Source organism: Streptomyces sp. NPDC001530, assembly GCF_042894545.1.
Classification (GTDB): domain Bacteria; phylum Actinomycetota; class Actinomycetes; order Streptomycetales; family Streptomycetaceae; genus Streptomyces.
In genome coordinates this window covers 90,270-112,399 of sequence record NZ_JBIAVS010000009.1, presented here as the reverse complement: position 1 = coordinate 112,399, position 22,130 = coordinate 90,270, and the positions used below count along the sequence as shown (strand labels likewise).

Sequence of the window (22,130 nt, the reverse complement as noted above, 5' to 3'; positions counted from 1 at the left end):
GTCCACTTTCAACTCTTTATCGATGTGGATCACGGGGGGACGCGGCTATGGCGTCCGCGGACACGTGACGCACTATGAGCGGGTGGAAAAAGTGCGCCTTCTGGTCGTGGACGACGACCCTCCCATCGCCGATCTGGTGGCGACGGTCGCCCGTTACGAGGGCTGGGAGGCGGTCACCGCGTACTCCGGCGAGGAGGCGCTGCGCCGCGCCGCCGAGTTCCACCCCGACATCGTGGTGCTCGACCTGATGCTGCCCGGCCTCGACGGATTCGCCGTCCTCGACCGGCTGCGGCAGTCCGGGACGATGGTGCCCGTCGTGTTCCTCACCGCACGCGACGGCGTCGCCGACCGGGTCGCGGGCCTCACCCGGGGCGGCGACGACTACCTGGTCAAACCGTTCGCGGTGGAGGAGCTGATGGCGCGGCTGCGAACCGTGCTGCGGCGCAGCGCCGGCCCCGGCTTCCAGCGCTCCGTGCTGCGGGTCGCGGACCTCACCATGGACGAGGACACCCGGGAGGTGCGCCGCGGCGACCGGCTGCTCACGCTCACCCCCACCGAGTACGAGGTGCTGCGCTACCTGATGCGCAAGTCGCCCACCGTGCTGACCAAGGCGCAGATCCTCGACCACGTCTGGGAGTACGGCTTCGGCGGCCGGTCCAACGTCGTCGAACTGGTCGTCAGCCGGCTGCGCCGCAAGCTCGACGGCGTCGACGACAGCAGTGCACCCCTCATCCACACCGTGCGGGGCGTCGGATACGTGGTGCGGCAGGTCGCCGAGTGATCCGCCGCCTGTGGGGGAGCTACCGCAGACTGCGCCTGGGCACCCGGCTGGCCCTGGGCATGGGCGTGCTGTCCCTTGTCGTGTTCGCGGTCGTCGGCACCGCGCTGACGACGTACATGCGGGACTACCTGGATCGCCAGCTGGGCGAACAGATGAAACTCGTCCAGGTCGCTCAGTCCAAGGACGCCCAGGCACACAGCACCGTGCAACGGCAGCCCTACTACGGCTGGTACACCGCTGTGTACGACGTCAAGGGCGGCACCGCCGTGCTCCGCAAGCCCGCCGACGTGCCTGCGGACTCCGCCGTGCTCGCGGCCACCGCCGAGGCGCTGCCGCCCGCGGGCTCCGACGAGATCCTGCGCACCGCGGACATCTCGGGGAAGGGCAGGTACAAGCTGCGCGCCTGCGAGGTCGAACCCGGAGTCGTCCTGGTCACCGCCGCCCCCATGAACAACCTCCAGGCCACCATGCGGCAGCTGATCACGGTCCAGGTCATCGCCTTCGCCGCCGCCCTGCTGACGCTCGTCGTGGTCGGCCGGGCGGTGCTGCGGCGCGGCCTGAAACCGATCAGCGACATGGCGCACACGGCCCGCGGCATCACCTCGCACGACTTCACCGACTCCGCGCGGCTGCCGGTGCGCGCCGACGGCGGCAGCGGCGGCCCGGAGGTCGAGGAGCTGCGCAGCGCGTTCAACACCATGCTGGAACACATCGACGACTCCCTCGCCGTCCGCACCGAGGCCGAACAGCGGCTGCGCCGGTTCGTCGCGGACGCCTCGCACGAGCTGCGTACGCCTTTGATGTCCGTACGGGGCTACGCGGACCTCTTCCAGTACGCGGCCGCCAACGAGCCCGAGGAACGCGAGAAGCACCTGGCCCGCCTGCGCGCCGAGGCGGCCCGGATGGGCGTGCTCCTCGACGATCTGCTGCTGCTGGCCCGCCTCGACGCGGCCGAGGTCGAGACACCCCTGCGGCTGGAGGACGCCGACCTGGCGGAGCTGGCGCGGGAGGCGGCGGACGCCTTCCGCGCGGGCCACCCGGACCACGAGCTGACGGCGACCATCGGCCCCGATCCCGTGCGGCTCCGGCTGGACCCCCTGCGCATCCGCCAGGTGCTGGACAACCTGCTCACCAACGCCGCCGTGCACACCCCGGCCGGTACGAAGGTGAGCGTGGAGGTGTCCGTCGCCTCCGGCGCGGCGGTCGTACGCGTCGCCGACTCGGGGCCGGGCATTCCGGCCGCCGAGCAGGAACACGTCTTCGACCGCTTCTACCGTGTCGACAAGGCCCGCAGCCGCGACCGCGGCGGCAGCGGCCTGGGCCTTGCGGTCGCGCGCTCACTGGTCCGGGCGCACGGCGGCACGGTCGATCTGACCAGCCGCCCGGGCTCGACGGCGTTCGTCATCAGGCTCCCTCTCGTGGGAGGCGACGACATCGCGGGCCGGCGCGACGCGCCGTGGATCGTCAGGCCAGCGTGATGGTTCCGTCCGCCACGGTCACGTCGGCCGACGGCAGCGGTTTGGGCGCCGGGCCCGATGCCACGCTGCCGTCCGCGATGCTGAAGTGGCTCTTGTGGCAGGGACATACGATCTCGCCGTTCTCCACTTTGGCCACCGTGCAGCCCTGATGCGTGCACACCGCGGAGAAGCCCTTGAAGTCGCCCGACGTCGGCTGGGTGACCACCACCTTCGCGTTCGCGTAGATCATGCCCCCGCCGACGGGGATGTCGGACGCCTTGCCCAGCACCGTGCCACCGCTGCGGGCCGACGGAGCGGCGGACGACTCGGCCACCTGTGAGGGGGCCGCGGACGACTCGGCCCCTTGTGACGGGGGCGCGGACGACTCGCCCCCTTGTGAGGGGGTCGCGCTGTCTTGAGGGGACGCCTGTTCCTTGTCGTTCTTGCCACACGCGGCCAGCGCGGCGCCGAGGCCCGCGGCCCCCACCCCGGCCACGGCGGTACGGCGGGTCACAGCTCCCGGAATGCCGGACGTCTCGGCCATGCGTCACTTCCTGTCACCTCGTCTGGGGCCGGTTGGCGAGACACCGCCAACCGGAGCGTGGGATTACGCTTTCGCCCACCGTATGGATCAGGGGCGCCCGTTGCTCAACAACCGGGCGGCACACGGCACAAGTGAGACAGTACGAACGGGACGAAACCCCGCGGCCGAGCCCTTGACGCCCCGTCGGTCACCCACGCCGGGGACGACGCAGTCCCTCGCTCGGGGGACGGCGTCATGGCTGGCCGGAGGGACGATCCGAACGGCACCGACTGCGATAATGACCGTCGTGCACCGTGCGACGGCTTGGCGTGACACCTGGATCGGAACGCGACGGCGGCGGGTGGCGGAACTCCCGCACGTGAGTGCCGTGTCCGGTGCGGTGCTCGGGCTGCTCGCCGTCATGGAATCGCTCGCCGAATTCGTCGCCGCCCACGGATCGATTCCGCGCATGTTCGCCGACGCCACCACGAGAACCGGCCAGCACGGCGGCGCGGGCGGCGTGCAATTCGCCATGGTGGTCGGCCTGTTGTGCCTGTCCACCGCCTTACCCCTGGCCTTCCTGCGCCCCCTGATGGCCGGGATCACCGTCACCGCGGCGAGCGTCGGCTCGCTCCTGATCTTCGAGACGCTGACCCTGGCGGGCCTCGCCGCCCAGCTCATCGCCCAGTACCGGCTCGGCCGCAGCAGCTCCGTCCTGCCGGCCGCGCTGCTCGGGACGCCCTTCCTCGTCCTGGCCCTGACGGCGTCCGACGGCACCGACTACCGCGTACGGGTCGTCCTGGTCGCGGTGCTGGCCCCGCTGGCGGCCTTCGCCGGACTCGCCGGCCGGTCGAACGAACAGAACCGGCAACACAGCGCCATCCGCGAGGTCATGGACGGCACCCAGTGGGAGAACGCCGCACGCGAGGAGCGCATACGCATCGTCCGTGAACTCCACGACGTCGTCGGCCACCACATCTCCATGATCGCCGTGCAGGCCGAGACGGCCCGGATGGCCACCGCGGGCATGCCCGCCGAGGGCGCCGAACGGCTGCTCGGCATCGGGGACACCGCCCGCGCGGCCCTGACCGAGATGCGCCGCCTGCTCGGTGTGCTCCGTGCGGACACCGCGTCGGTCACCGGCGGCGACCGCAGGCCACAGCCCGACCTGCACCGGCTCAACGAACTGCTCGACGAGGCCCGCAAGGCGTCCCTCACCTCCATCCGCCTCATCCTGAGCGGATCCCCGCGCGCACTGGACCCCGGCATCGAACTCGCCGCCTACCGCATCGTCCAGGAATCCCTCACCAACGCCCGCAAGCACGCCACGGGCGCCGCCGTCGACGTGGAACTCACCTACACCGACGACGCCCTGCACATCCGCGTCCGCGACAACGGTCCAGGACCGCCGCCCGACCGGCCCGCCGGCGGACACGGCCTGCTCGGTATGCGGGAACGCGCCGGTGCGGTCGGCGGCGACGTACGTACCGGTTCGGCGTTCGACGGCGGCGGGTTCGTCGTCGAGGCACGCTTCCCCGCCAAGACGGAAGAGGCCCCATGAGCACCCCGGACGGAACAGAACCCATGAGCACCCCGTCCTCACCGATCCGGGTCGTCGTCGCCGACGACCACGTGGTCGTCCGCACCGGGTTCTCCGCGCTGCTCGACAGCCAGCCGGACTTCACCGTCGTACAGACCGCTTCCTCCGGAGTCGAAGCGGTTCGCGTCTGCCGCGAAGTGTCGCCGGACGTCGTCCTCATGGACATCCGCATGCCCGAGATGGACGGCATCGAGGCCACCAGACACCTCGTCGGCTCCTCGCCCGGCGGAGCGGACGTACCGCGCGTGCTCATCCTGACGACGTTCGACCTCGACGAGTACGTGTACGACGCGCTGCGCGCCGGAGCCAGCGGCTTCCTGCTCAAGGAGGCCACCGCCGAACGGCTCTTCGACGCCGTGCGTGTCGTCGCCGCCGGGGACGCCCTGCTCGCGCCCAACATCACCCGACGGCTCATCAGCGAGTTCGCCCTGATGCCCGCCAGGCCGGACGTCGCGCCTCCGCCCGGCATGAAGTCCCTGACCGCACGCGAGACGGAAGTCCTGCTGCTCGTCGCCGAGGGACTCTCCAATCCGGAGATCGCCGCCCGGCTCGTCCTCAGCGAGGAGACGGTGAAGACACACGTCAGCCGCATGCTCGGCAAGTTGGCGCTGCGTGACCGTACCCAGGCCGTCATCGCCGCGTACGAGACGGGACTTGTCGTTCCCGGCACCCGCAGGTCGGAATAGCCCGCTCGACCGGCGCCGCCCGGGTGTTCACCTACGGCACGGCGTCAGTCGGACAGCGCTGATCACGCACGGCCGTCATCCCCGAGGAGGACACCGCCCGTCCCTCCCGTGGGGGACGGGTGGTCCGCGTCGTGGCTCCTGCGAGTGCCATCGAAGTTGGCTCTTCGCCGTGACGACCCGGGCACCCCCTTCTTCCTAGTCTGCTGGCATGGAGAAGACGATCGATGGGTCGCAGGCGACGATCGAGGTCAGGAACGTGCGCAAGCGCTTCGGGAGCACCCAGGCGCTGGACGGCATGACGTTCACCGTCGCCCCCGGGCAGGTCACCGGCTTCGTCGGTCCGAACGGCGCCGGCAAGTCCACCACGATGCGCGTGATCCTCGGCCTGGACCGGCCCGACGAAGGGACCGCCCTGGTCGGCGGCCGTCCCTACCGGGAACTGCGCACCCCGCTGACGCACATCGGGGCGCTGCTGGACGCCGCGGCCGTGCAGCCGAGCCGCACCGCCCGCCACCATCTGCTGTGGCTCGCCCACTCCCAGGGGCTGAGCGCGGGGCGGGTCGACGAGGTGATCCGGCAGGTCGGCCTCCAGGACGTGGCCCAGCGCAAGGCGGGCGGCTTCTCCCTGGGCATGCGCCAGCGCCTCGGCATCGCGGCGGCACTGCTCGGCAACCCGCCGGTGATCATGCTCGACGAGCCCTTCAACGGCCTGGACCCCGAAGGGTTCATGTGGATGCGCGGCTTCCTGGCCTCGCTGGCCGAGCAGGGCCGGGCCGTGCTGGTCTCCAGCCACCTGATGAGCGAACTGCAGGACAGCGCGGACCACGTGGTGGTCGTCGGACGCGGCCGGGTCGTCGCCGACATGAGCGTGCGGGACCTGCTGGCGTCGGTGTCCCAAGGGCGGGTGACCCTGCGGACCTCGGCGCTCACCCAGGCGATGACCGTCCTCGCGCGCGCGGGCGCCACCGTCAGCTCCACCGGAGCCGACACGATCAGCGTGACCGGGATCCCGGCCGAGGAAGCGGTGTCGCTGCTCGGCGGGAACGCGGTGCCGTTCTCCGAGATCTCCGAGCACCGCGCGTCGCTGGAAGAGGCCTACATGGAGCTCACTCGGGATGCCGTGCAGTACCGCGGCGTCGTTCCCGAGGAGGCCGGTCGATGACCTCCACGATGACGCCGCCGCGCGCCACGGCACGCCCGGAGCGCGGCGGCTTCGGCCGGCTGCTGCACGCGGAATGGACGAAGTTCCGCACCGTGCGCGGCTGGGTGCGGAGCACCGTCGGCGCGCTGCTGGTCATCTGCCTGGTGGGCCTGCTCGCCACGGCGGCCGGCAACACGTCCCATCCGGACGGCAGTTCCGCCCTGCCCGTCGGCCCGGGCGGCGAAGCGGTCAACGACAGCTTCTACTTCGTGCACCAGCCGCTGCGGGGCGACGGCACCATCACCGTCTCCGTCTCCTCGCTGGCCGGCATGGTCTCGACGAATCCGAACGACAGCAAGACAGGCCTCGCCCCCTGGGCCAAGGCCGGCATCATCGTGAAGGACAGCCTCGACCAGGGGTCGGCGTACGCGGCGATGATGGTCACCGGCGCCCACGGCGTGCGGATGCAGTACAACTACACGCACGACACGGCCGGGATGACCGGTACGGCCTCCCAGGAGTCGCCACGTCGGCTGCGGCTGCAGCGCTCCGGCGACACCCTCACCGGCTACCAGTCCACGGACGGCTCCAAGTGGACCGAGGTCGGCCACGCGGATCTCTCCGGACTGTCGGCGACACCGCAGGTCGGGCTGTTCGTGACCTCCCCGTCGATCAAGGACTCGACCGGAACCGGAACGGGCTTCGCCCCGGCCGTCGCCACCGGCACCTTCGACCAGGTCGCCCTCGGCGGTCAGTGGACCAACGGCTCCTGGCAGAGTCGGCAAGTGGGCAAGGACGCCGGCACCTCCGCCAGTTACAGCCAGGACACCAAGGGCGGGGCCACCGCCTCCGGCAACGGCTTCAAGATCACCGGGGCCGGTGACATCGCGCCCGTCGTCGGTGGTCCCGCCACCAGCGGCGTACGGACCATCGAGAACTTCCTCGTCGGCGCGTTCGCCGGGCTGATCATCATGGTCGTCGTGGGGGCGGGCTACATCACCGTCGAGTACCGGCGGGGCATGATCGGCGTCACCCTGGCGGCGAGCCCGCGCCGGGGCCGCGTCCTGGTGGCGAAGGCCCTCGTGGTGGGCACGGTCGCCTTCGCCGTCGGACTGGTCGCCGCCGCCGTCATGGTCCCCCTCGGGAGATCGAGGTCGGAGTCGAACGGCTTCCCCGTCCTGACGGTGCCGACGACGACCGAACTGCGCGTCATCGTCGGCACGGGCCTGCTGCTCGCCGTGGCGAGCGTGTTCGCCCTCGCGGCCGGCACCATCCTGCGGCGCAGCGCCGTGGCCATCACCGTGGTCGTTGTCGGCATGGTCCTGCCCTACCTCCTCGCGACCGCGTCCGTACTGCCCGACGGGGCCTCGGAATGGCTGCTGCGGGTCACTCCGGCCGCCGGGTTCGCCATCCAGCAGAGCGTCGAGCACTACGACCAGGTCGTCACCGTCTACGCGCCGTCGTCCGGCTACTTCCCGCTGGCGCCGTGGGCGGGCCTCGCCGTCCTGTGTGCCTATGCCGCGGCCTCGTTCGCCGCCGCCGTGGTCCTGCTCCGCCGGAGGGACGTATGACATGCGCCGGACGTGCCGAGTGGACGAAGCTGCGGACCGACGCGAGCAACGGTTGGCTGACCCTCGGCGTGATCGCCCTGACCGTGGCCGTCAGCGCCGCGGTGGCCATGACGTCCCGGTGTGACGCCACCGGCTGCGGCGGGGACCCGACGCGGCTCAGCCTCACCGGCGTGATGGTCGGACAGGTCGTCGTCGCGATCGTGGCGGTGCTGATGGTGGGCAACGAGTACAGCACAGGCATGATGCGCACCACGCTCACCGCCGTGCCGCGCCGGCTCACGGTCCTCTACGCGAAGTCGGCCGTGCTGACCGCGGTGATGCTGGTGGCCGGCACCGTCTCCGTCCTCGGATCCCTGCTGATCGGCCGCCTCGTGCAGGCGGGCCGCGGCTTCACGAAGGAACACGGCTTCTCGGCCATGTCGTTGGCCGACGAGCCGACGCTGCGGGCCGCAGTGGGTTCGATCCTCTACCTCGTGCTGATCGGCCTGCTCAGCCTCGGCATCGCGCTGATCGTACGGAACTCGGCGACCGCCATCGGGATCGTCCTCGCCCTGCTGTTCGTCTTCCCGATCCTCGCGCAGGTGGTCGCCGACCCCGACTGGCAGCGCCACCTCCAGCAGATCGCGCCGATGACGGCGAGCGTCGCCGTCCAGACGACCGTCGACGTCGACGGCCTTCCCCTCGGCCCCTGGCAGGGCCTCGGCGTGGTGGCCCTGTGGGCGGTCGGCGCGATCGCCGCCGGCGGCTGGCTGCTGCGCTCGCGGGACGCATGACAGACGGCGCGCCGCCTGTGCCTCAGTCGGTGCCGGGTTGGACGAGCTTGAAGAAGAGGCGGTCGGCGGCCCGTTGGGCGGACTGGCGCAGGCGTTTCGGGACCGGACCGCCCGGAGTCGGTACGGGGGCGCCGGCCCGGCGGGCAAAGAGGGCCTCGGCATTGGTGCGGTTGACGGCCGTGAGACCTGCCGGGTCGAGGCCGTTGGCGAAGTACTGGCCCGCCGCCGTGGGAGCGAAGGGCCAGTCGCTGCCGAAGAGGATGTGCCCGGGGCTGGCGAAGGCGAACAGGGTGGGCAGGGCGCGGAGTCGCCCGACATCCGAACGTGGAGATGCTGCTGCGGCACGAGTGCCTGCGACTGCGCCAGGACGCGGACGGGGTCGAACTGACCGTGGTCGGTGCTGACGACTCCGTACGGCGACTCCGGGCTTCCTACGTCATAGCGGCCGACGGCGGCTCCAGCCTGAGGCGGGCGCGGCTCAATGTGGGCTACGAGGGGCGGACGTATGAGGACCGCTGGGTCGTCATCGACACCGAGACGCTCAAGCCCTGGCCGGATCACGACCGGTTGCGCTTCCGCTGCGATCCGGCCCGGCCCGCGGTGGACTGTCCGACCCCGCTCGGCCACCACCGCTGGGAGTTCCCGATCCTGCCGGGCGACGACGAGAAGTACCTGACCACCGACGAGGCGATCTACTCGATGGTGTCCCGGTACGGGATCAGCCGGGACAGCATCAAGATCCTGCGGGCGACGGTGTACAGCCACCACGTCCGCTTCGCCGCCCGCTTCCGGGTGGGCCGGGTCTTCCTCGCCGGCGACGCCGCCCTGGATCGGCCAGGGCATGGCCGCCGGCGTACGCGAGGAGCAGCATCCTCGACAAACTCGACCAGTTCCGCCTCGGCGCCCCCTCCCTCACCCGCCCGGAGGCCACCGTCCCCGCCCTCAGCGGTACCGGCATCCCCGACGACTGACGGCTGTACCGCACGAAAACGGCACGGCGCTCCTAACCTTGGCCCCCGTACTCGTACAGGGCGCCGACAACCAGTAGCGCGGCCGGAGCGAAGATGAGCCCCGTTGCCATGAGCCAGCCCATCTTCCTCGACGTCTTGTCCGCGACCTTGGCGCACAGCCACCAGGCAGGCCCCAGGTACAGGACGAGGAAGACGAGGACGATGAAATCGGCACCTGAACCCATGACCGCTTGCCTGCTTTCTTTGCTGTGCCCATGCTCTGTGCGCCGGCCGCCGAGGACCGGGCTCGCCGCGTACCCGTTGTCGCGGGGACCGCTCCGGAACCAGCGGGCGGCCCCCGCGACATGAACGTCACACGCTACTGAGTGATGTTGTCCGTGAACCTGTTCGCCGGTGCGTCACAGTGGACAACGCTCGACGGTCGGTTGCCGGGTCCGTCCCCGATGACCGGGACGGGCGGCTCGACATTCCAGGGGTTGCCTCCGCTTCCACGGCCGGCGGCATCGCAGGTGCCGTAGGCGTTGCCGTTGGGAGCTGTCAGCGGGAAGTTGGAGAAGTCCTTCCAGTCACCCCCGCTGATCCTCGTGGCCGACGGACGGCCGAGGTTGTCGGTCATCTTGTCGTCGACGTAGAGGTACAGGTCGGGCATGTAGCTCTGGAACACGATGCCGTTGTGCGGCACGGCATCCCCGTTCTCCTCCTGATGCATCGGCTTGACGCTGCCGTCCGCGCAGAACGCGGCAGCGACGTCCTGCCAGATCGGAGGCGCGTTACCGATCATGCTTCCGAAGACGTTGTTGTCCCCGCTGTTCTTGAAGAACATCGAGTAGATGTCCCCGGCGAAGTTCTTGACAGCGTAGTTGGTTTCGAGGTTGGAGTTGATCTTGTCGACCCAGGCCTTGACGTTGTCGTTGATGTACTTGTGCGCGACCATCGGCCGGTAGCCGTGGACGCCGCCGCCGACGGCGCGGAAGTCCACGCACGAGCGGTCCGCGTTCAGGCGTGCGCCTCGGAAGTGCGGGAAGTACGCCTGCCCAGGGGTGTCGCCGTCGGTGTACGGGTGTGAGGTGAGGACGTTCCCGTACTCGAGGGCGTCCTGGGTGGTGTAGTCGATGTTCGGCTTCGGGATGCCGTAGTCGGCTTCGATGGCCTTCATGATGTTGGTCACGAAGTACGGAAGGTGGGCGTTGCCGACACGGACCCGGTAGCTTGCCCCTTCACTGCCGGAGATGATCTTCCCGCTGTCGTCGGAGACGAACGTCACGTCGACTTCGCTCTTGATCTTGTAGCTGTTGTCGCCCTTCAGCGCCACACTCGCGGGCTGCGAGGGATTGGGCCGCTGATTGGACATACCCATCCATACAGGGATCGACATGGCGGGCGCGGAGCCGTCCGAGGTCGGCTTCTCCCCGCCGGCCTTGATGTCCTTGTACCACTGCTCGGCCGCGTCCCAGGTCTTCTGGCCGGTGCACTCGCCCACCGCCTGGGGAGTCGGGCAGCGTGCCTCGTAGCTGAGACCGCGCGCGTCCGCCCCGGGGTTGTCCCAGCGGGGGCCTTGATAGGCAAGCCCCATACCCCAGTCGTGCAGGGTCTTCGCGTTCCGCAGAGGGGTGTACATCTCCTCCGGCATGTTGGAGTCGAGGTTCTGGTTCGGGTCGAAGACCGCGGCCGCGGTCAGTGAGCGGTGAACGAACTTGCCCTTGACGGGCTGGAAGGCGACGGCGCCCCAGGCGATGTCGTCGTCGGCGGTGCCGGTGGGCGAGTAGCTCGACAGGCTCACGCTCGGGGTGGAGGTGAACTTGTAGGCGCCGAGTGACACCCACTTGCCGTTGTTGCCGTCCTGGTTGACGTACCGGTCGTAGGGTCCGCCGACCGCGCCGTTGACGACGTAGTGGGCCCGCCGGGTCTGCGCCCCGGTGTCGGGAACGTGCACGTACACCTGGGCCAGATCCATGCTCTCGCCGAGGGTCCAGGTGCCGTCGATGGTCATGTAGCCGCCTGGGCCGCCGAGATGAGCCTTGTCGCGGGTGTGGGCGTACCAGAAGTGGCCGCCGTAGCCGCCGCCGACCTGGTGCAGGTCCGCCTTCGCTTCGTAGCGACCCTCGGTGCCGGGGTAGAACGTGAACTGGAAGCTGCCCGAAGAGGTCACCTGCCCGCAGTCGCCCCACGATTCGGTTCCGTTGGGGACGGAGGCGACGACGTGGGCGCCGGTGGGGGCGCCGGAGCACACGGGCATCCCGTTCTTGAGCCGGTAGCCGCGCCCCGGCTCTGGGATCTCCGTCTGGTACTTGATGTTCTCGTGCCCGCAGTCGTTGGCGCAGTTGGTCTTCCACGACGCGTTGGGCTTGTTCCACCAGTACTTCGCGTAGCACGCCTCGGTCTTGCAGTCCGGCGGCGTGCTCGGGTCGCAGTTGTTGTTGCCGTTGCAGAAGGTGCTCAGCGGCGGCGAGACCTGGCTGCGCTGGCCAGGGGAGGTCCACCAGGCGGGCTGGAAGCCGGCCGAGGAGAACCCGGACTCGCCCTTCCAGTCCTGACGGCCCGAGGTGCCGTAGGAGAAGCCGGTGTCGATGGACCAGGCGGACCAGCCCATCACCTTCTCCTCGTACGGCCAGTCCTGCGGATGCGCCGCGTCCTTGTTGGCTTCCGAGCCGTCCACGGAGGTGTCCATGAACGGGTGGCCCCAGCTCTTCTTGTAGAGCGGGTTGGCCGGGTTGTTGTACCAGCCCAGGCCCCAGTGCCCGTCGTGTTTCGACGCTTCGGACGGCGGGTTGAAGCCGAGGTTGTAGTTCCACACGGCGGTGAACCAGTTCTCCACCATGGACGGGTCGTCGTTGTTGACGGTGACCTTCTGCCCGTCGGTGTGGACCTCGTTCCACTTGCTGGCGAGTATCTTCATGGAGGCGGCGATGTTCGTCGCGTAGTCGACCGCCACGGCCTTCTGCAGGGCCGGGGACAGGCTCGTCTCGTGGTCCTTCTCGTGCCCCGCGAGGCGCATGCCGTCGGTGACCTGCCCGACGCCGTAGCCGCAGTCCGACTTGTCCCAGTTGATCTGCCAGTAGGCGTCCGGGTCACCGTCCACGGCCTTGTGGCCGTAGTAGCCGTCCACGGCAGCGAGGGGGCTGCCCATCTGGCCAGGGATCGAACCCCCCTCGGCCTGCCACAGGTTCGACTCCTGGGCCATGATGCCGAGGAGCACGTTGGCCGGGATGCGCCCCTTGCCGTCGCCGCCCTTCAACGTCGGCGGGGGAAAGAGGCCCTGCGGGTCGATGTTGCTGATGCCGGACTGGTTGCGGTAGCCGCCCTGCCGGATCACCCCTGCGCGCAGCTTGCCGCGTACGGCCATGTCGACGGCCCATTCGACCTGGTTCGGGGTCGGCTGCAGCGCCTGGACTCCGGTGTCGTTGCGGGAGACGGAGCACCAGCGGTCGGTGTCGACCGGAGTGTGTGACACAGCGGCCGCGGTGCGCGCCAGCCGCTTCTGCTTGCCGTGCGACCCGCCGGCGGTGAGGGCGGGCGAGAAGGTGTTCTTTCCGGTGGGGGCCGTCGTGTCCTGGACGGACTGGGTGATCTTCTCGCCGGTGGTGGTGGCGGTGGAGGTCACCGTCGTCGGCGCGTCCGCCATCAGGGTCGCGGGGGCCTGCGCGGCCCCGTCCTTCGGGGAGGGTTCGGCCTTGGTGAAGCCCTTGCCCGCGTTCTTGACCCGTTCCAGGCCGGCGCGGACGCCGGGAGTGAGGACCGGGTGGACGGCGAGACGCCCCAGGCTCGAGACGTCTGTGTTCGCGGGGGCGTCGATGCGGGTGACCCCGGTGCCCTTCGTATGGGGGGTACTGGTGGGGTGGCCGGTGAGGAACACCCGGCCCGCCGCGCCCTGCATCAGGTCGAGGTCGCCGAGCTTGCCGGAGGCGATGACGGCCGGTTTGGCGTGCCCCGTGAAGAGCTTGGCGTGCGCGGTGGTGTCGTTGCTGCGGTCGACGAAGGCGATCTGCCCGTGTGCGGCGGGGCGGATGTCGAACGGGACGGTGTCCGCAGCAGTCAGGTTCTTCACCTTGCCGGACCGGTCGATGTGGACCAGGTTGCGGCCGCGTGCGGCGACCGTGCCGTCCTTCACCGGAACGGCGCTGGTGACCTCACCACCCGTCACCGTCGCGCCGGTCGTCTTCCCCGCCGTGTTCACGGTCATCACGCGCGTCTTCGTGCTTTCGGGGTCGTTCATGTCCCGGTAGGCGGTGAACGCGGCGGTGTGGGTGTCCGGGTTGCAGGTCGGGTCGAAGTAGGCCAGCGAAGCCGTGAACGGCAGCTTGGTGACGTTCCCGGTGTCGAGGTTGACGATCGCGGCGAACGCGCCGCCCTGCATCAGGTCCGGCTTGTTCGTGAACGTGCGGGGCGCGTAGACGACGGCAGCGTGCGTGTGGTCGATGACGCACTGGTTGCCGATCCACGAATCCGCGGGCATGCCGGGCTCGGCAAGGATGGTGGCGGTCTTCCACTCGTACGCCTTGGCACTGTCGGCGACGAGGATGTGCACGCCGTCGGAGTCGGCGGCAAGGGTGACAGCCCGGTCCCTGGAGGTGTTCCAGCCCTTGCCGAGCTTGCTGCCCGGATGGGTGACCCGGCTGGTGGACGCCGGCGGTGCGGCGTGGCCGGGATTTGCCGCCGTGCCCACATGCTTGGGTACGGCGGTGGCGGGCGCTGCTTGCAGCAGGCCGCCGGTCAGTGCGGCGCAGGCCACTACAGCGGCCAAGGGCGCGCGTGTTCGTCTTCTGAGTCTCAAGGAGAGTTTCCCCGTTTCTCGTTGAGTGGTCTCCCGTGCCTGGTCGGGGCACGGCTCGGCCCGCCTTCGGGCGCAAGGGCCCGAAGGATGGGCGGTCTTGGTGGTCAGCCGGTTGCGTCGGGAACCGCGCGGACGACAGCACCGACGGTCTCCGTACGGTGTGCCTGCTCGGGGGCGGTGGCGGCGATGGCGAGGACCCCGCGGAACGCGGTGAACCGGCCCACGATGGGTTCGTCGCTGTCGCTGGACTGGTCGGCGACGCCTCCGAACACGGCCCCGCCGATGCCGGCGGTGTGGCCGTAAGTGCGTGTCAGCGTCCGCGGATCGGCCGCTACGTGGTCGGGAAGGGGGCGGTGTTCACGGGCCGGGGCCTTGCCGCTGGCGCCCGCGTCGACGAACGGGGGCTGCTGATGTCCGCAGATGCCGGACCAGTCCCGTACAGAACGAATGAGTCGACGGCCGCCAGAGCAGCGGCGGCCGCACCGATGTTTCCGAAACGCATGAGTTCCCCCTCAAGTCCCACGGCAGACGCAGGCAGCGCGGCCTGTGCGACTCGAAACATTTCCCCGCTGATGGTCACGCGTCGGTGGCGGGATGAGGACTGGTCAGGTCCGTACCCGCCGAACGCGTGGCTACTGTAGGCGCAGCATGGACACGCCAGGTAACGATTTGACTGGAACGTGACGGAAAACCGCCTCGCAGCCGATGCCCAGGACGGCTCTATGCGGGGTTCAACACGTCTTCCCGCAGCTGGTGTTCGTGAGTCGGTGAGGCGCTGCCCGTCAGCAGGCTTGATCAATGCGGCTTGTTCCAGCCCCTACGAAATCCCTGCTCTATGGGTCAGAACACGACGAGCTCCAGCGCCTCCGCCGCGAGCTGAGGGCGTTCAGCCAGGCGGAGTGGGCCTGTATCGACGTGCTTCGACGTCTGATCACGGTGCAGTCGTGTGTGTTCCGGGCGGTTCGAACCGCCCGGAACACACACAACGCCAGAGCAGTAGCGGGCCTACCGGGCGAGTTCGGCCGGATCATCCAGCCGCGTCAGCTTCCGCGGGTTCGCCACCGCGTGGATCCGGGTGACCCGCCCGTTCTCCACCACGAGGCTCACCGCGGCCAGTTGGCCGTCGACCTCGATCCGGCCCGCAGGCGCGCCGTTGAGCCACACGGCCGACACCATCCGGTCCGGGCGCGCGAGCAACGCCGCCACGAGTTCGGCCCCGTAAACCGGAGCCCGAGCGGCGGCCGCGAGCCCGCCGCCGTCGGCGACCAGGACCACGTCCGGCGCCAGGACGTCCAGCAGTTCCCGCACCTGCCCGGTGCGCAACGCGGCCAGGAACCGCTCCACCACGGCCTGCTGCTCCGACCGGCTCACCTGCATCCGGGGCCGCCGGGCCGCCACGTGCTCGCGTGCCCGCCGCGCGATCTGCCGCACCGCGGCCGCGGACTTTCCGACGGCCTCGGCGATCTCGCCGTACGGCAGCTCGAAGACCTCGCGGAGCACGAACACCGCCCGCTCGGTCGGCCCGAGCGTCTCCAGCACGGTCAGCATCGCGATCGAAACGCTCTCCGCGAGCTCGACGTCCTCGGCGACATCAGGGCTGGTCAGCAGCGGCTCCGGCAGCCACTCGCCGACGTACTCCTCGCGGCTGCGCGACAACGTTCGCAGGCGGTTGAGCGCTTGCCGTGTGACGACCCGGACGAGGTACGCCCTCGGGTCGCTCACCTGTGAGTGGTCGACGTCGGCCCACCGCAGCCAGGACTCCTGCAGCACGTCCTCCGCGTCGGTCGCCGACCCGAGCATCTCGTAGGCGACCGTGAACAGCAGGCTGCGGTGGGCGACGAACGGGTCCTCCGTCATGCCGTCGACGCTGTGCCGGACGGCTCAAGACGCGTGGCCAGCGGGATCTCGCAGGCATCGGAGTAGCCCTGCGACGTGACCCCGTTCGCATTGTTGTTCCTGGTCGCCATGTTGACAAAGGCGATGTACGCGGTGAGTTCGACCATCGCCGCCGGGCCGAGCCGGTCGAGCAGGCTCGCGTACAGCTCGTCGGTGACGGTCGGCGGGGTGTTCGTCATGGCCTCGGCGTACTCGAGGACGTCCCGCTCCAGCGGCGTGAAGACCTCCGAGGTCCGCCAGCGGGGCACCTGGCTCGCCTTGGCCAGGTCCAGGTTCTGGTTCTGTGCCTGGAAGTAGCCGACGTCGAGGCACCAGCTGCAGCCGACCTGTGCCGCGACGGCCATGTGCGCGAACGACTTGAGGCTCGCGTCGGCCGCATCCCACTCGCCCAGCTTGCCCGAGAACTCCAGATTGGACGTGGCGACGGCGGGGTTGTGCCACACCACCTCGACGGGCTCGGGCACTTCGCCGAGCTGCTTGATCATGTTCTCGCGCAGCTCGGTGGGAAGCTCCGCCTTCGGAACGCGTAGTGACATGGTGTTGTTCTCCCTCTTCGTTTGCCTGTTCGGCATGAAGACACCGCCGACCCCTCGAATGTGACAACGGGGGTTGAGCAGTGATCCGGTTGCCGGTGCGCCGGCCGGGAGGGCTCCACCGTGAGAGTAGCGCCGGGAAACCAGCTCTGACCTCAGCGAATGGAACGCGTTCCGCGCACAAAGATGCGTCAGCTCGTCGTTGACCGGCGATCCGCGGCAGGGCCAGGGTGGTGGGGTCATATCGGATTCCGATCACCCGTTGCCGGTCACCGGACTGAGTGCAGGAGGCCGTGATGCTCCAGACAGACACCCGTGAACACACCGAGTTCCGGGAAGACCAGGAAGCGGCTACCGCCGCCTCGACCGCGTCCGCCGTGCAGAGCGCACCGGCGATCGGCAGCGAACTGTTCTTCCAGCGCTGCCTCTGGTGCGGCACTGCGGCCTACCGCCGCTCGTTCTGCCGTGTTTGCGGGTCCATGGCCTTCACACCGGAACGCAGCGCGGGCGTTGGAGTCGTCGTGCGCCGCAACGGCCACGCCCCGCACACCACCTGGTGTGTCGCGATGGACGAGGGCTTCAACCTGGTCTGTCAGGTCACCAGGACGGCGCCGGTCGCGGTCGCGATCGGGGCCAGCGTGAGAGTCGTGCAGGCCGTCGCCCCTCTCGGTCAGGGCCTTCCCGTCGTCGAACTCACCAACCCGGCGCCGCCTCCGGAGCGTTGGTGGTGACAGGAAACGGCGAGACGCAGCCGCGCTCGCGTGGGCGGGACGATCAGAGAGGAGGGTGCGTGGGCACCCAGGACAACGCGTCGGACGGATGGGCCGGCGTTCTCGACGGAGCGGGGCGTGGCGCGCTGGATGGTCTGCGCATCGCCGACTTCTCCCGGGTTCTCGCGGGGCCCTATGCCACCATGCTCCTCGCCGACCTCGGCGCCGACGTGGTGAAGGTCGAGCGGCCGGGCATCGGGGACGACACCCGGGCCTGGCACCCTCCGGCGGACCACGACGGCACGTCGACCTATTTCCTCAGCATCAACCGGAACAAGAGGTCCGTCGTCCTGGACCTCACGACGGAGGACGGCCTCGAACAGGCCCGCGCCCTGATCGCGGAGTCCGACGTCCTGGTGGAGAACTTCCGTCCCGGCACCATGGAACGGTTGGGGCTCGGCCATAGCGAACTCCACTCCCGGCACCCGGGGTTGATCTACTGCTCGATCAGCGGTTTCGGCAGTGGTGCGGGCGCGGCGATCCCCGGATACGACCTGCTCGTGCAGGCCCTCGGCGGTCTGATGAGCGTGACGGGGGACGCGGCCGGGGAGCCGGTGAAGGCAGGCGTGGCCCTGGTCGACGTGATCACCGGCCTGCACGCCTCGCTCGGCATCCTCGCTGCCCTCCGGCATCGGGACGCCACAGGCGAGGGGCAGCGGGTGGAGGTCAACCTGCTCGGCTCGCTGCTGTCGGCCATGGTCAACCAGGCGTCGGCATTCGCCGTAGCCGGTGTGGTCCCGGGCCGCATGGGCAACGCGCACCCGAGCATCGCCCCGTACGAGACCTTCCCGGCCGCCGATCGTCCGATCGCGATCGCGGTGGGCAACGACCGGCAGTTCGCGGCGCTCGCCGAGGCCGTCGGGGATCCCGGTCTCGCTCTCGACGACCGCTTCCGCACCAATGCCGACCGGGTGGCGCACCGCGCCGACCTGCGGGACATCCTCGCCGAACGGCTGGCCGCCGCCGGCGCCGACCACTGGTCGGCCGTCCTGCTGGCCGCGGGGGTGCCCGCCGGACCGGTCAACACCCTCGACGAGGCATTCGACTTCGCCCACAAGCTCGGCCTTCCCGGCATCGTCGACATCCCCGCAGAGCCGGGCGGAGCAGGCGGCAGGCCCTCCCGCCAGGTCGCGAGCCCCATCGCGCTGAGCGGCACGCCGGCGCAGTACCGCCTGCCGCCGCCGCGCCTGGGCCAGCACACCGCGGAGATTCTCCATCGCTGGTCCGACCACGCCTCCGCGCCGAAACGAGCGGTCACATGAGCGTTCCCGGCGCAGGCACCCACGACCGAACCGACCACCGCAACCACCAGGAGCCCCCGATGAGCCGCAAGCCGCTCAAGGACCCACTCGACCTGCTCGACCTCTCCTCCACCCTCACCGACGAGGAACGCGAGATCCAGGCCACCGTCGCCAAGTTCCTCGCCGACCGGGTGCGCCCGCACATCGGCGAGTGGTTCGAGAACGCCCACTTCGCCCGCGAACTCGTCCCGGAACTCGGCAAGTTGGGGGTGCTCGGCATGCACCTCGAAGGGTACGGCTGCGCCGGCACCAACGCCGTCAGCTACGGCCTCGCCTGCATGGAACTTGAGGCGGCGGACTCCGGCTTCCGCAGCTTTGTCTCGGTGCAGGGCTCGCTGTCGATGTTCTCCATCTGGAAGTGGGGCTCGGAAGAGCAGAAGGAGGAGTGGCTGCCCCGGCTCGCCGCCGGCGAGGCGATCGGCTGCTTCGGCCTGACCGAGCCCGACTTCGGCAGCAATCCCTCCGAGATGCGCACCAGGGCCGTCCGTGACGGTGCCGACTGGATCCTCAACGGCTCCAAGATGTGGATCACCAACGGCGGCATCGCCGATGTGGCCACCGTCTGGGCGCAGACCGAGGACGGCATCCGCGGCTTCCTCGTACCGCGCGGCACGCCTGGCTTCACCACGCAGGACATCAAGCAGAAGATGTCGCTGCGCGCGTCCATCACCTCGGAGCTGTACTTCGACAACGTACGGCTGCCCGACTCGGCGCGGCTGCCGCACGCGGAGGGCCTGCGCGGACCGCTGTCCTGTCTGAACGAGGCCCGCTTCGGCATCCTGTTCGGCGCCGTCGGCGCTGCCCGCGACTCGCTGCAGGCGGCCATCGAGTACGCCGACTCCCGGGTGCAGTTCGACAAGCCGATCAGCGCCTTCCAGCTCACCCAGAAGAAGCTGGCCGACATGACCGTGTCCCTGAGCAGTGCCGCACTGCTCGCCGTCCACCTGGGCCGGCTCAAGGACCAGGGACGTATCAGGCCCGAGCAGATCAGCGTCGGCAAGCTCAACAACGTGCGGGAAGCGATCGCTATCGCGCGGGAGTGCCGGACCGTCCTGGGGGCCAACGGCATCTCCCTGGAGTACTCGCCGCTGCGCCACGCCAACAACCTGGAGTCCGTCCTGACCTACGAAGGCACCAGCGAGATGCACACGCTGGTCGTCGGCCAGGCGATCACCGGCCGGCCGGCGTTCCGCTGATCACCGAAGGCCGAGGGAAGACACCCAAACATCGTCGTACTCGTCAAGCAGGTCCCGGACACCGGCGCCTAACGCACCCTGTCCCAGGCCGACCACACCCCCGACCGCGAGGACGCCGAACTCGTCCTGGACGAGATCAACGAGCGCGCCGCCGAAGAGGCCCTGAGGCTGAAGGAGATGGCGGACGCCCACGTCACCGTCGTCTCCAAGGGACCCGACTCCACACTCGACGCCATCCGCAAGATCCTGGCGATGGGCGGAGACCGGGGAATCCGCATCTGCGACGACAGGCTCCGCGGCGCGGACGTGCTGACCACCGCGAACGTACTGGCAGCCGCGGTGCGGACCGTGGAGGACGTCGACCTGGTACTGGCGGGCAACGCGACCACCGACGGACAGGCGAGCGCGGTCCCCGCCGTCGTCGCTGACCTGCTCGCCCTGCCGCAGCTGACCCATGTGCGGAAGCTGGACGTGGACGTGGACGTGGACGCGGGACGGGTGCGCGCCGAGCGCGAGACCGATGACGGCCAGACGACGCTGGACGCGCCACTGCCCGCCCTGGTCGGCGTGACCGAGTAGACCAACGAGCCGCGCTACCGTTCCTGAACACTGAGCGGAGTGAGTCCTGTTGCCAGGACTGCTGCTGGCGCTGCCCCGGACGGTGTTGGGCAGGCTGGTCCCCGCGTTCGCTCCACCACCGGTGACACGCATCTGGTACGTGGTCCGAGTGGGTGGGGGCGGGTTTCCTCACGCCTCCGGGCGTCCGGTCGGGCCTGGGCGGTCCGATGCCCAGCTCGATCACTCTGGTCGGGATGGGGCGGTGCCGTCCGCCGCCGGATCGGGTGTCCGAGGGCGCGTCGCCCGACCGCGATGCTCGCCGCATCGCTGCTCGACTGCGACGTCCTCATCGTCCCCGGCGCCGACCTGCGCATGGTCACCTACACGGCAGCGACCGGAAGCAGCGACGCGGGGAAAACTCGACCTTCTTCGCGTCACAGGTGGCCGTACTGCCGACCCTCAGGCGGCCCCGTAGCTGAAGAATCCCTGTCCCGACTTACGGCCCAGCAGACCCGACTCGACCATGCGGCGCAGCAAGGGGGGAGGGGCGTACAGCGGTTCCCGGTACTCCTCGTACAGTGCCTCGCCTATCGCCGCCACGGTGTCCAGGCCGATCAGGTCGGCGAGGCGCAGCGGGCCCATCGGGTGGGCGCAGCCCGCCGTCATCCCCGTGTCGATGTCCTCCGCCGTCGCCGTGCCGGTGCCGACCATCCGTACCGCTGCCAACAGGTAGGGAACCAGGAGGGAGTTGACGACGAAGCCCGCGCGGTCCTGCGTGACGATCGTCTTCTTGCCCAGGATCTCGCCCGCGAAGGCACGCACGCGCAGTTCCGTGGCTTTCGAGGTCTGCAGCGAGGGGATCACCTCGACCAGTGGCATGACGGGGACCGGGTTGAAGAAGTGCAACCCGACCACCGCCTCCGGCCGTCCGGTCGCCGCCCCGAGCCTTGCGATGGGGATCGAGGAGGTGTTGCTGGCCAGTACGGCGGCCGGGTCGGTGACCACCTCGTCCAGTTGCCGGAACAGCGCCGTTTTGGCCGGCTCGTCCTCAACGGCGGCCTCGATGACCAGGTCCGCACCGGACAGCCGGGCGAGATCGGCGGTGACCGACACCCCGGCCAGGGCATGTGCGCGGTCTTCCGGGGCGATGGCCCCGCGCTTCTCCGCCTTGAGCAGGGAGTCCGCCACGCCCGCCAGTCCTGCACGGGCCCTGTCCTCGGTCACATCGCACAACGTGACGTGCAGCCCGGCCCGGGCGCAGACCTCGGTGATGCCCCGGCCCATCTGCCCGGCGCCGACGACTCCCACATGCTTGATCGATGTCATGTGCTCCTCCGCCTGTCCTTCCGTCCAGTGGCGGTCGACCGACGCCGGACGGTCTGTGGTGCCGTGTTGAGCCTAGGCCGGGTACAACCCCTCTGACCTGCTCAGACAGTGCGCTTTCCGCGCACAAACATGTGTCGGTTCGTCGTTGACCGGCCGTGCCGGGCAGAGCCGCGCCGATCACGACCAGAGCGGGTTCGACGGTCGGAGAGGCGAGCACGAGGAGGAGGTCGGGGGCATCGAGGGACGGCACGCCCGGACGGGCCTGACGGTGCTGCC

General features: G+C 69.8%; 18 protein-coding genes and 2 pseudogenes. 12 read left to right on the top strand and 8 right to left on the bottom strand.

The window, feature by feature from the left end; translation table 11 throughout:
- Positions 1–22 precede the first annotated feature (22 nt).
- Positions 23–781: a response regulator transcription factor gene (locus ACFY0T_RS19765; RefSeq protein ID WP_388871809.1), complete on the top strand. Its 759-nt coding sequence runs from the start codon at positions 23–25 to the stop codon at positions 779–781.
- Positions 778–2,259, top strand: coding sequence for an ATP-binding protein (locus ACFY0T_RS19760; protein ID WP_388871806.1), 1,482 nt, complete (start codon positions 778–780; stop codon positions 2,257–2,259). The genes ACFY0T_RS19765 and ACFY0T_RS19760 overlap by 4 nt, the downstream gene beginning before the upstream one ends.
- Here the strand turns inward: ACFY0T_RS19760 and ACFY0T_RS19755 are convergent.
- The gene (locus ACFY0T_RS19755; RefSeq protein WP_388871803.1) at positions 2,246–2,782 is read right to left on the bottom strand and encodes a Rieske (2Fe-2S) protein; all 537 of its coding nucleotides are present in this window, start codon (positions 2,780–2,782) and stop codon (positions 2,246–2,248) included. The two genes, ACFY0T_RS19760 and ACFY0T_RS19755, sit on opposite strands and share 14 nt — an antisense overlap.
- Before the next feature lie 286 nt (positions 2,783–3,068).
- On the opposite strand from ACFY0T_RS19755, the gene ACFY0T_RS19750 reads away from it, so the two are divergent.
- The 5 genes from ACFY0T_RS19750 (at position 3,069) to ACFY0T_RS19730 (ending at position 8,532) form a co-directional block, all read left to right on the top strand.
- Positions 3,069–4,322, top strand: coding sequence for a sensor histidine kinase (locus tag ACFY0T_RS19750; RefSeq protein WP_388871800.1), 1,254 nt, complete (start codon positions 3,069–3,071; stop codon positions 4,320–4,322).
- Between the two features lie 23 nt (positions 4,323–4,345).
- Positions 4,346–5,047 (top strand): response regulator, encoded by a 702-nt coding sequence (locus ACFY0T_RS19745; RefSeq protein WP_388871797.1) that lies wholly within the window; start codon positions 4,346–4,348, stop codon positions 5,045–5,047.
- Between the two features lie 208 nt (positions 5,048–5,255).
- Entirely contained in the window at positions 5,256–6,209 is a 954-nt protein-coding gene (locus tag ACFY0T_RS19740) for an ATP-binding cassette domain-containing protein (protein WP_388871794.1), read from the top strand.
- The gene (locus tag ACFY0T_RS19735; protein WP_388871792.1) at positions 6,206–7,759 is read left to right on the top strand and encodes an ABC transporter permease subunit; all 1,554 of its coding nucleotides are present in this window, start codon (positions 6,206–6,208) and stop codon (positions 7,757–7,759) included. The genes ACFY0T_RS19740 and ACFY0T_RS19735 overlap by 4 nt, the downstream gene beginning before the upstream one ends.
- The gene (locus tag ACFY0T_RS19730) at positions 7,756–8,532 is read left to right on the top strand and encodes an ABC transporter permease (protein WP_388871790.1); all 777 of its coding nucleotides are present in this window, start codon (positions 7,756–7,758) and stop codon (positions 8,530–8,532) included. The genes ACFY0T_RS19735 and ACFY0T_RS19730 overlap by 4 nt, the downstream gene beginning before the upstream one ends.
- 22 nt (positions 8,533–8,554) lie before the next feature.
- Here ACFY0T_RS19730 and ACFY0T_RS19725 read toward each other — a convergent pair.
- Positions 8,555–8,905: pseudogene (locus ACFY0T_RS19725) on the bottom strand (hypothetical protein); the annotation flags it as partial.
- Here ACFY0T_RS19725 and ACFY0T_RS19720 point away from each other — a divergent pair.
- Positions 8,836–9,394, top strand: a pseudogene (locus tag ACFY0T_RS19720) (FAD-dependent monooxygenase); the annotation flags it as partial. The pseudogenes ACFY0T_RS19725 and ACFY0T_RS19720 sit on opposite strands and share 70 nt — an antisense overlap.
- A gap of 141 nt (positions 9,395–9,535) precedes the next feature.
- Here ACFY0T_RS19720 and ACFY0T_RS19715 read toward each other — a convergent pair.
- The 5 genes from ACFY0T_RS19715 to ACFY0T_RS19695 form a co-directional block, all read right to left on the bottom strand.
- On the bottom strand, positions 9,536–9,727 hold the full coding sequence (locus ACFY0T_RS19715; protein ID WP_388871787.1) for a hypothetical protein: 192 nt from the start codon (positions 9,725–9,727) through the stop codon (positions 9,536–9,538).
- 134 nt (positions 9,728–9,861) lie between these two features.
- Positions 9,862–14,244 carry a hypothetical protein gene (locus ACFY0T_RS19710; RefSeq protein WP_388871784.1) on the bottom strand — a complete coding sequence of 1,461 codons (4,383 nt, stop codon included), beginning with the start codon at positions 14,242–14,244 and terminating at the stop codon, positions 9,862–9,864.
- A 134-nt stretch (positions 14,245–14,378) separates the two neighbouring features.
- Positions 14,379–14,546: a hypothetical protein gene (locus tag ACFY0T_RS19705; protein ID WP_388871781.1), complete on the bottom strand. Its 168-nt coding sequence runs from the start codon at positions 14,544–14,546 to the stop codon at positions 14,379–14,381.
- A 733-nt stretch (positions 14,547–15,279) separates the two neighbouring features.
- On the bottom strand, positions 15,280–16,131 hold the full coding sequence (locus tag ACFY0T_RS19700; RefSeq protein WP_388871778.1) for an RNA polymerase sigma-70 factor: 852 nt from the start codon (positions 16,129–16,131) through the stop codon (positions 15,280–15,282).
- On the bottom strand, positions 16,128–16,706 hold the full coding sequence (locus ACFY0T_RS19695; protein ID WP_388871775.1) for a carboxymuconolactone decarboxylase family protein: 579 nt from the start codon (positions 16,704–16,706) through the stop codon (positions 16,128–16,130). Before ACFY0T_RS19695 ends, ACFY0T_RS19700 begins: the two co-directional genes overlap by 4 nt.
- A gap of 293 nt (positions 16,707–16,999) precedes the next feature.
- On the opposite strand from ACFY0T_RS19695, the gene ACFY0T_RS19690 reads away from it, so the two are divergent.
- From ACFY0T_RS19690 to ACFY0T_RS19675, 4 genes are all read left to right on the top strand, one after another.
- On the top strand, positions 17,000–17,434 hold the full coding sequence (locus tag ACFY0T_RS19690) for a Zn-ribbon domain-containing OB-fold protein (protein WP_388871773.1): 435 nt from the start codon (positions 17,000–17,002) through the stop codon (positions 17,432–17,434).
- Between the two features lie 59 nt (positions 17,435–17,493).
- Entirely contained in the window at positions 17,494–18,735 is a 1,242-nt protein-coding gene (locus ACFY0T_RS19685) for a CaiB/BaiF CoA transferase family protein (RefSeq protein WP_388871770.1), read from the top strand.
- A gap of 59 nt (positions 18,736–18,794) precedes the next feature.
- A complete protein-coding gene (locus ACFY0T_RS19680) occupies positions 18,795–19,970 on the top strand; it encodes an acyl-CoA dehydrogenase family protein (RefSeq protein ID WP_388871767.1) in 1,176 nt (391 codons plus the stop codon).
- Between the two features lie 78 nt (positions 19,971–20,048).
- Positions 20,049–20,549 (top strand): electron transfer flavoprotein subunit beta/FixA family protein, encoded by a 501-nt coding sequence (locus tag ACFY0T_RS19675; RefSeq protein WP_388872447.1) that lies wholly within the window; start codon positions 20,049–20,051, stop codon positions 20,547–20,549.
- Between the two features lie 438 nt (positions 20,550–20,987).
- Here ACFY0T_RS19675 and ACFY0T_RS19670 read toward each other — a convergent pair whose 3' ends face one another.
- A complete protein-coding gene (locus ACFY0T_RS19670; protein WP_388871764.1) occupies positions 20,988–21,854 on the bottom strand; it encodes a 3-hydroxybutyryl-CoA dehydrogenase in 867 nt (288 codons plus the stop codon).
- Positions 21,855–22,130: the final 276 nt, after the last annotated feature.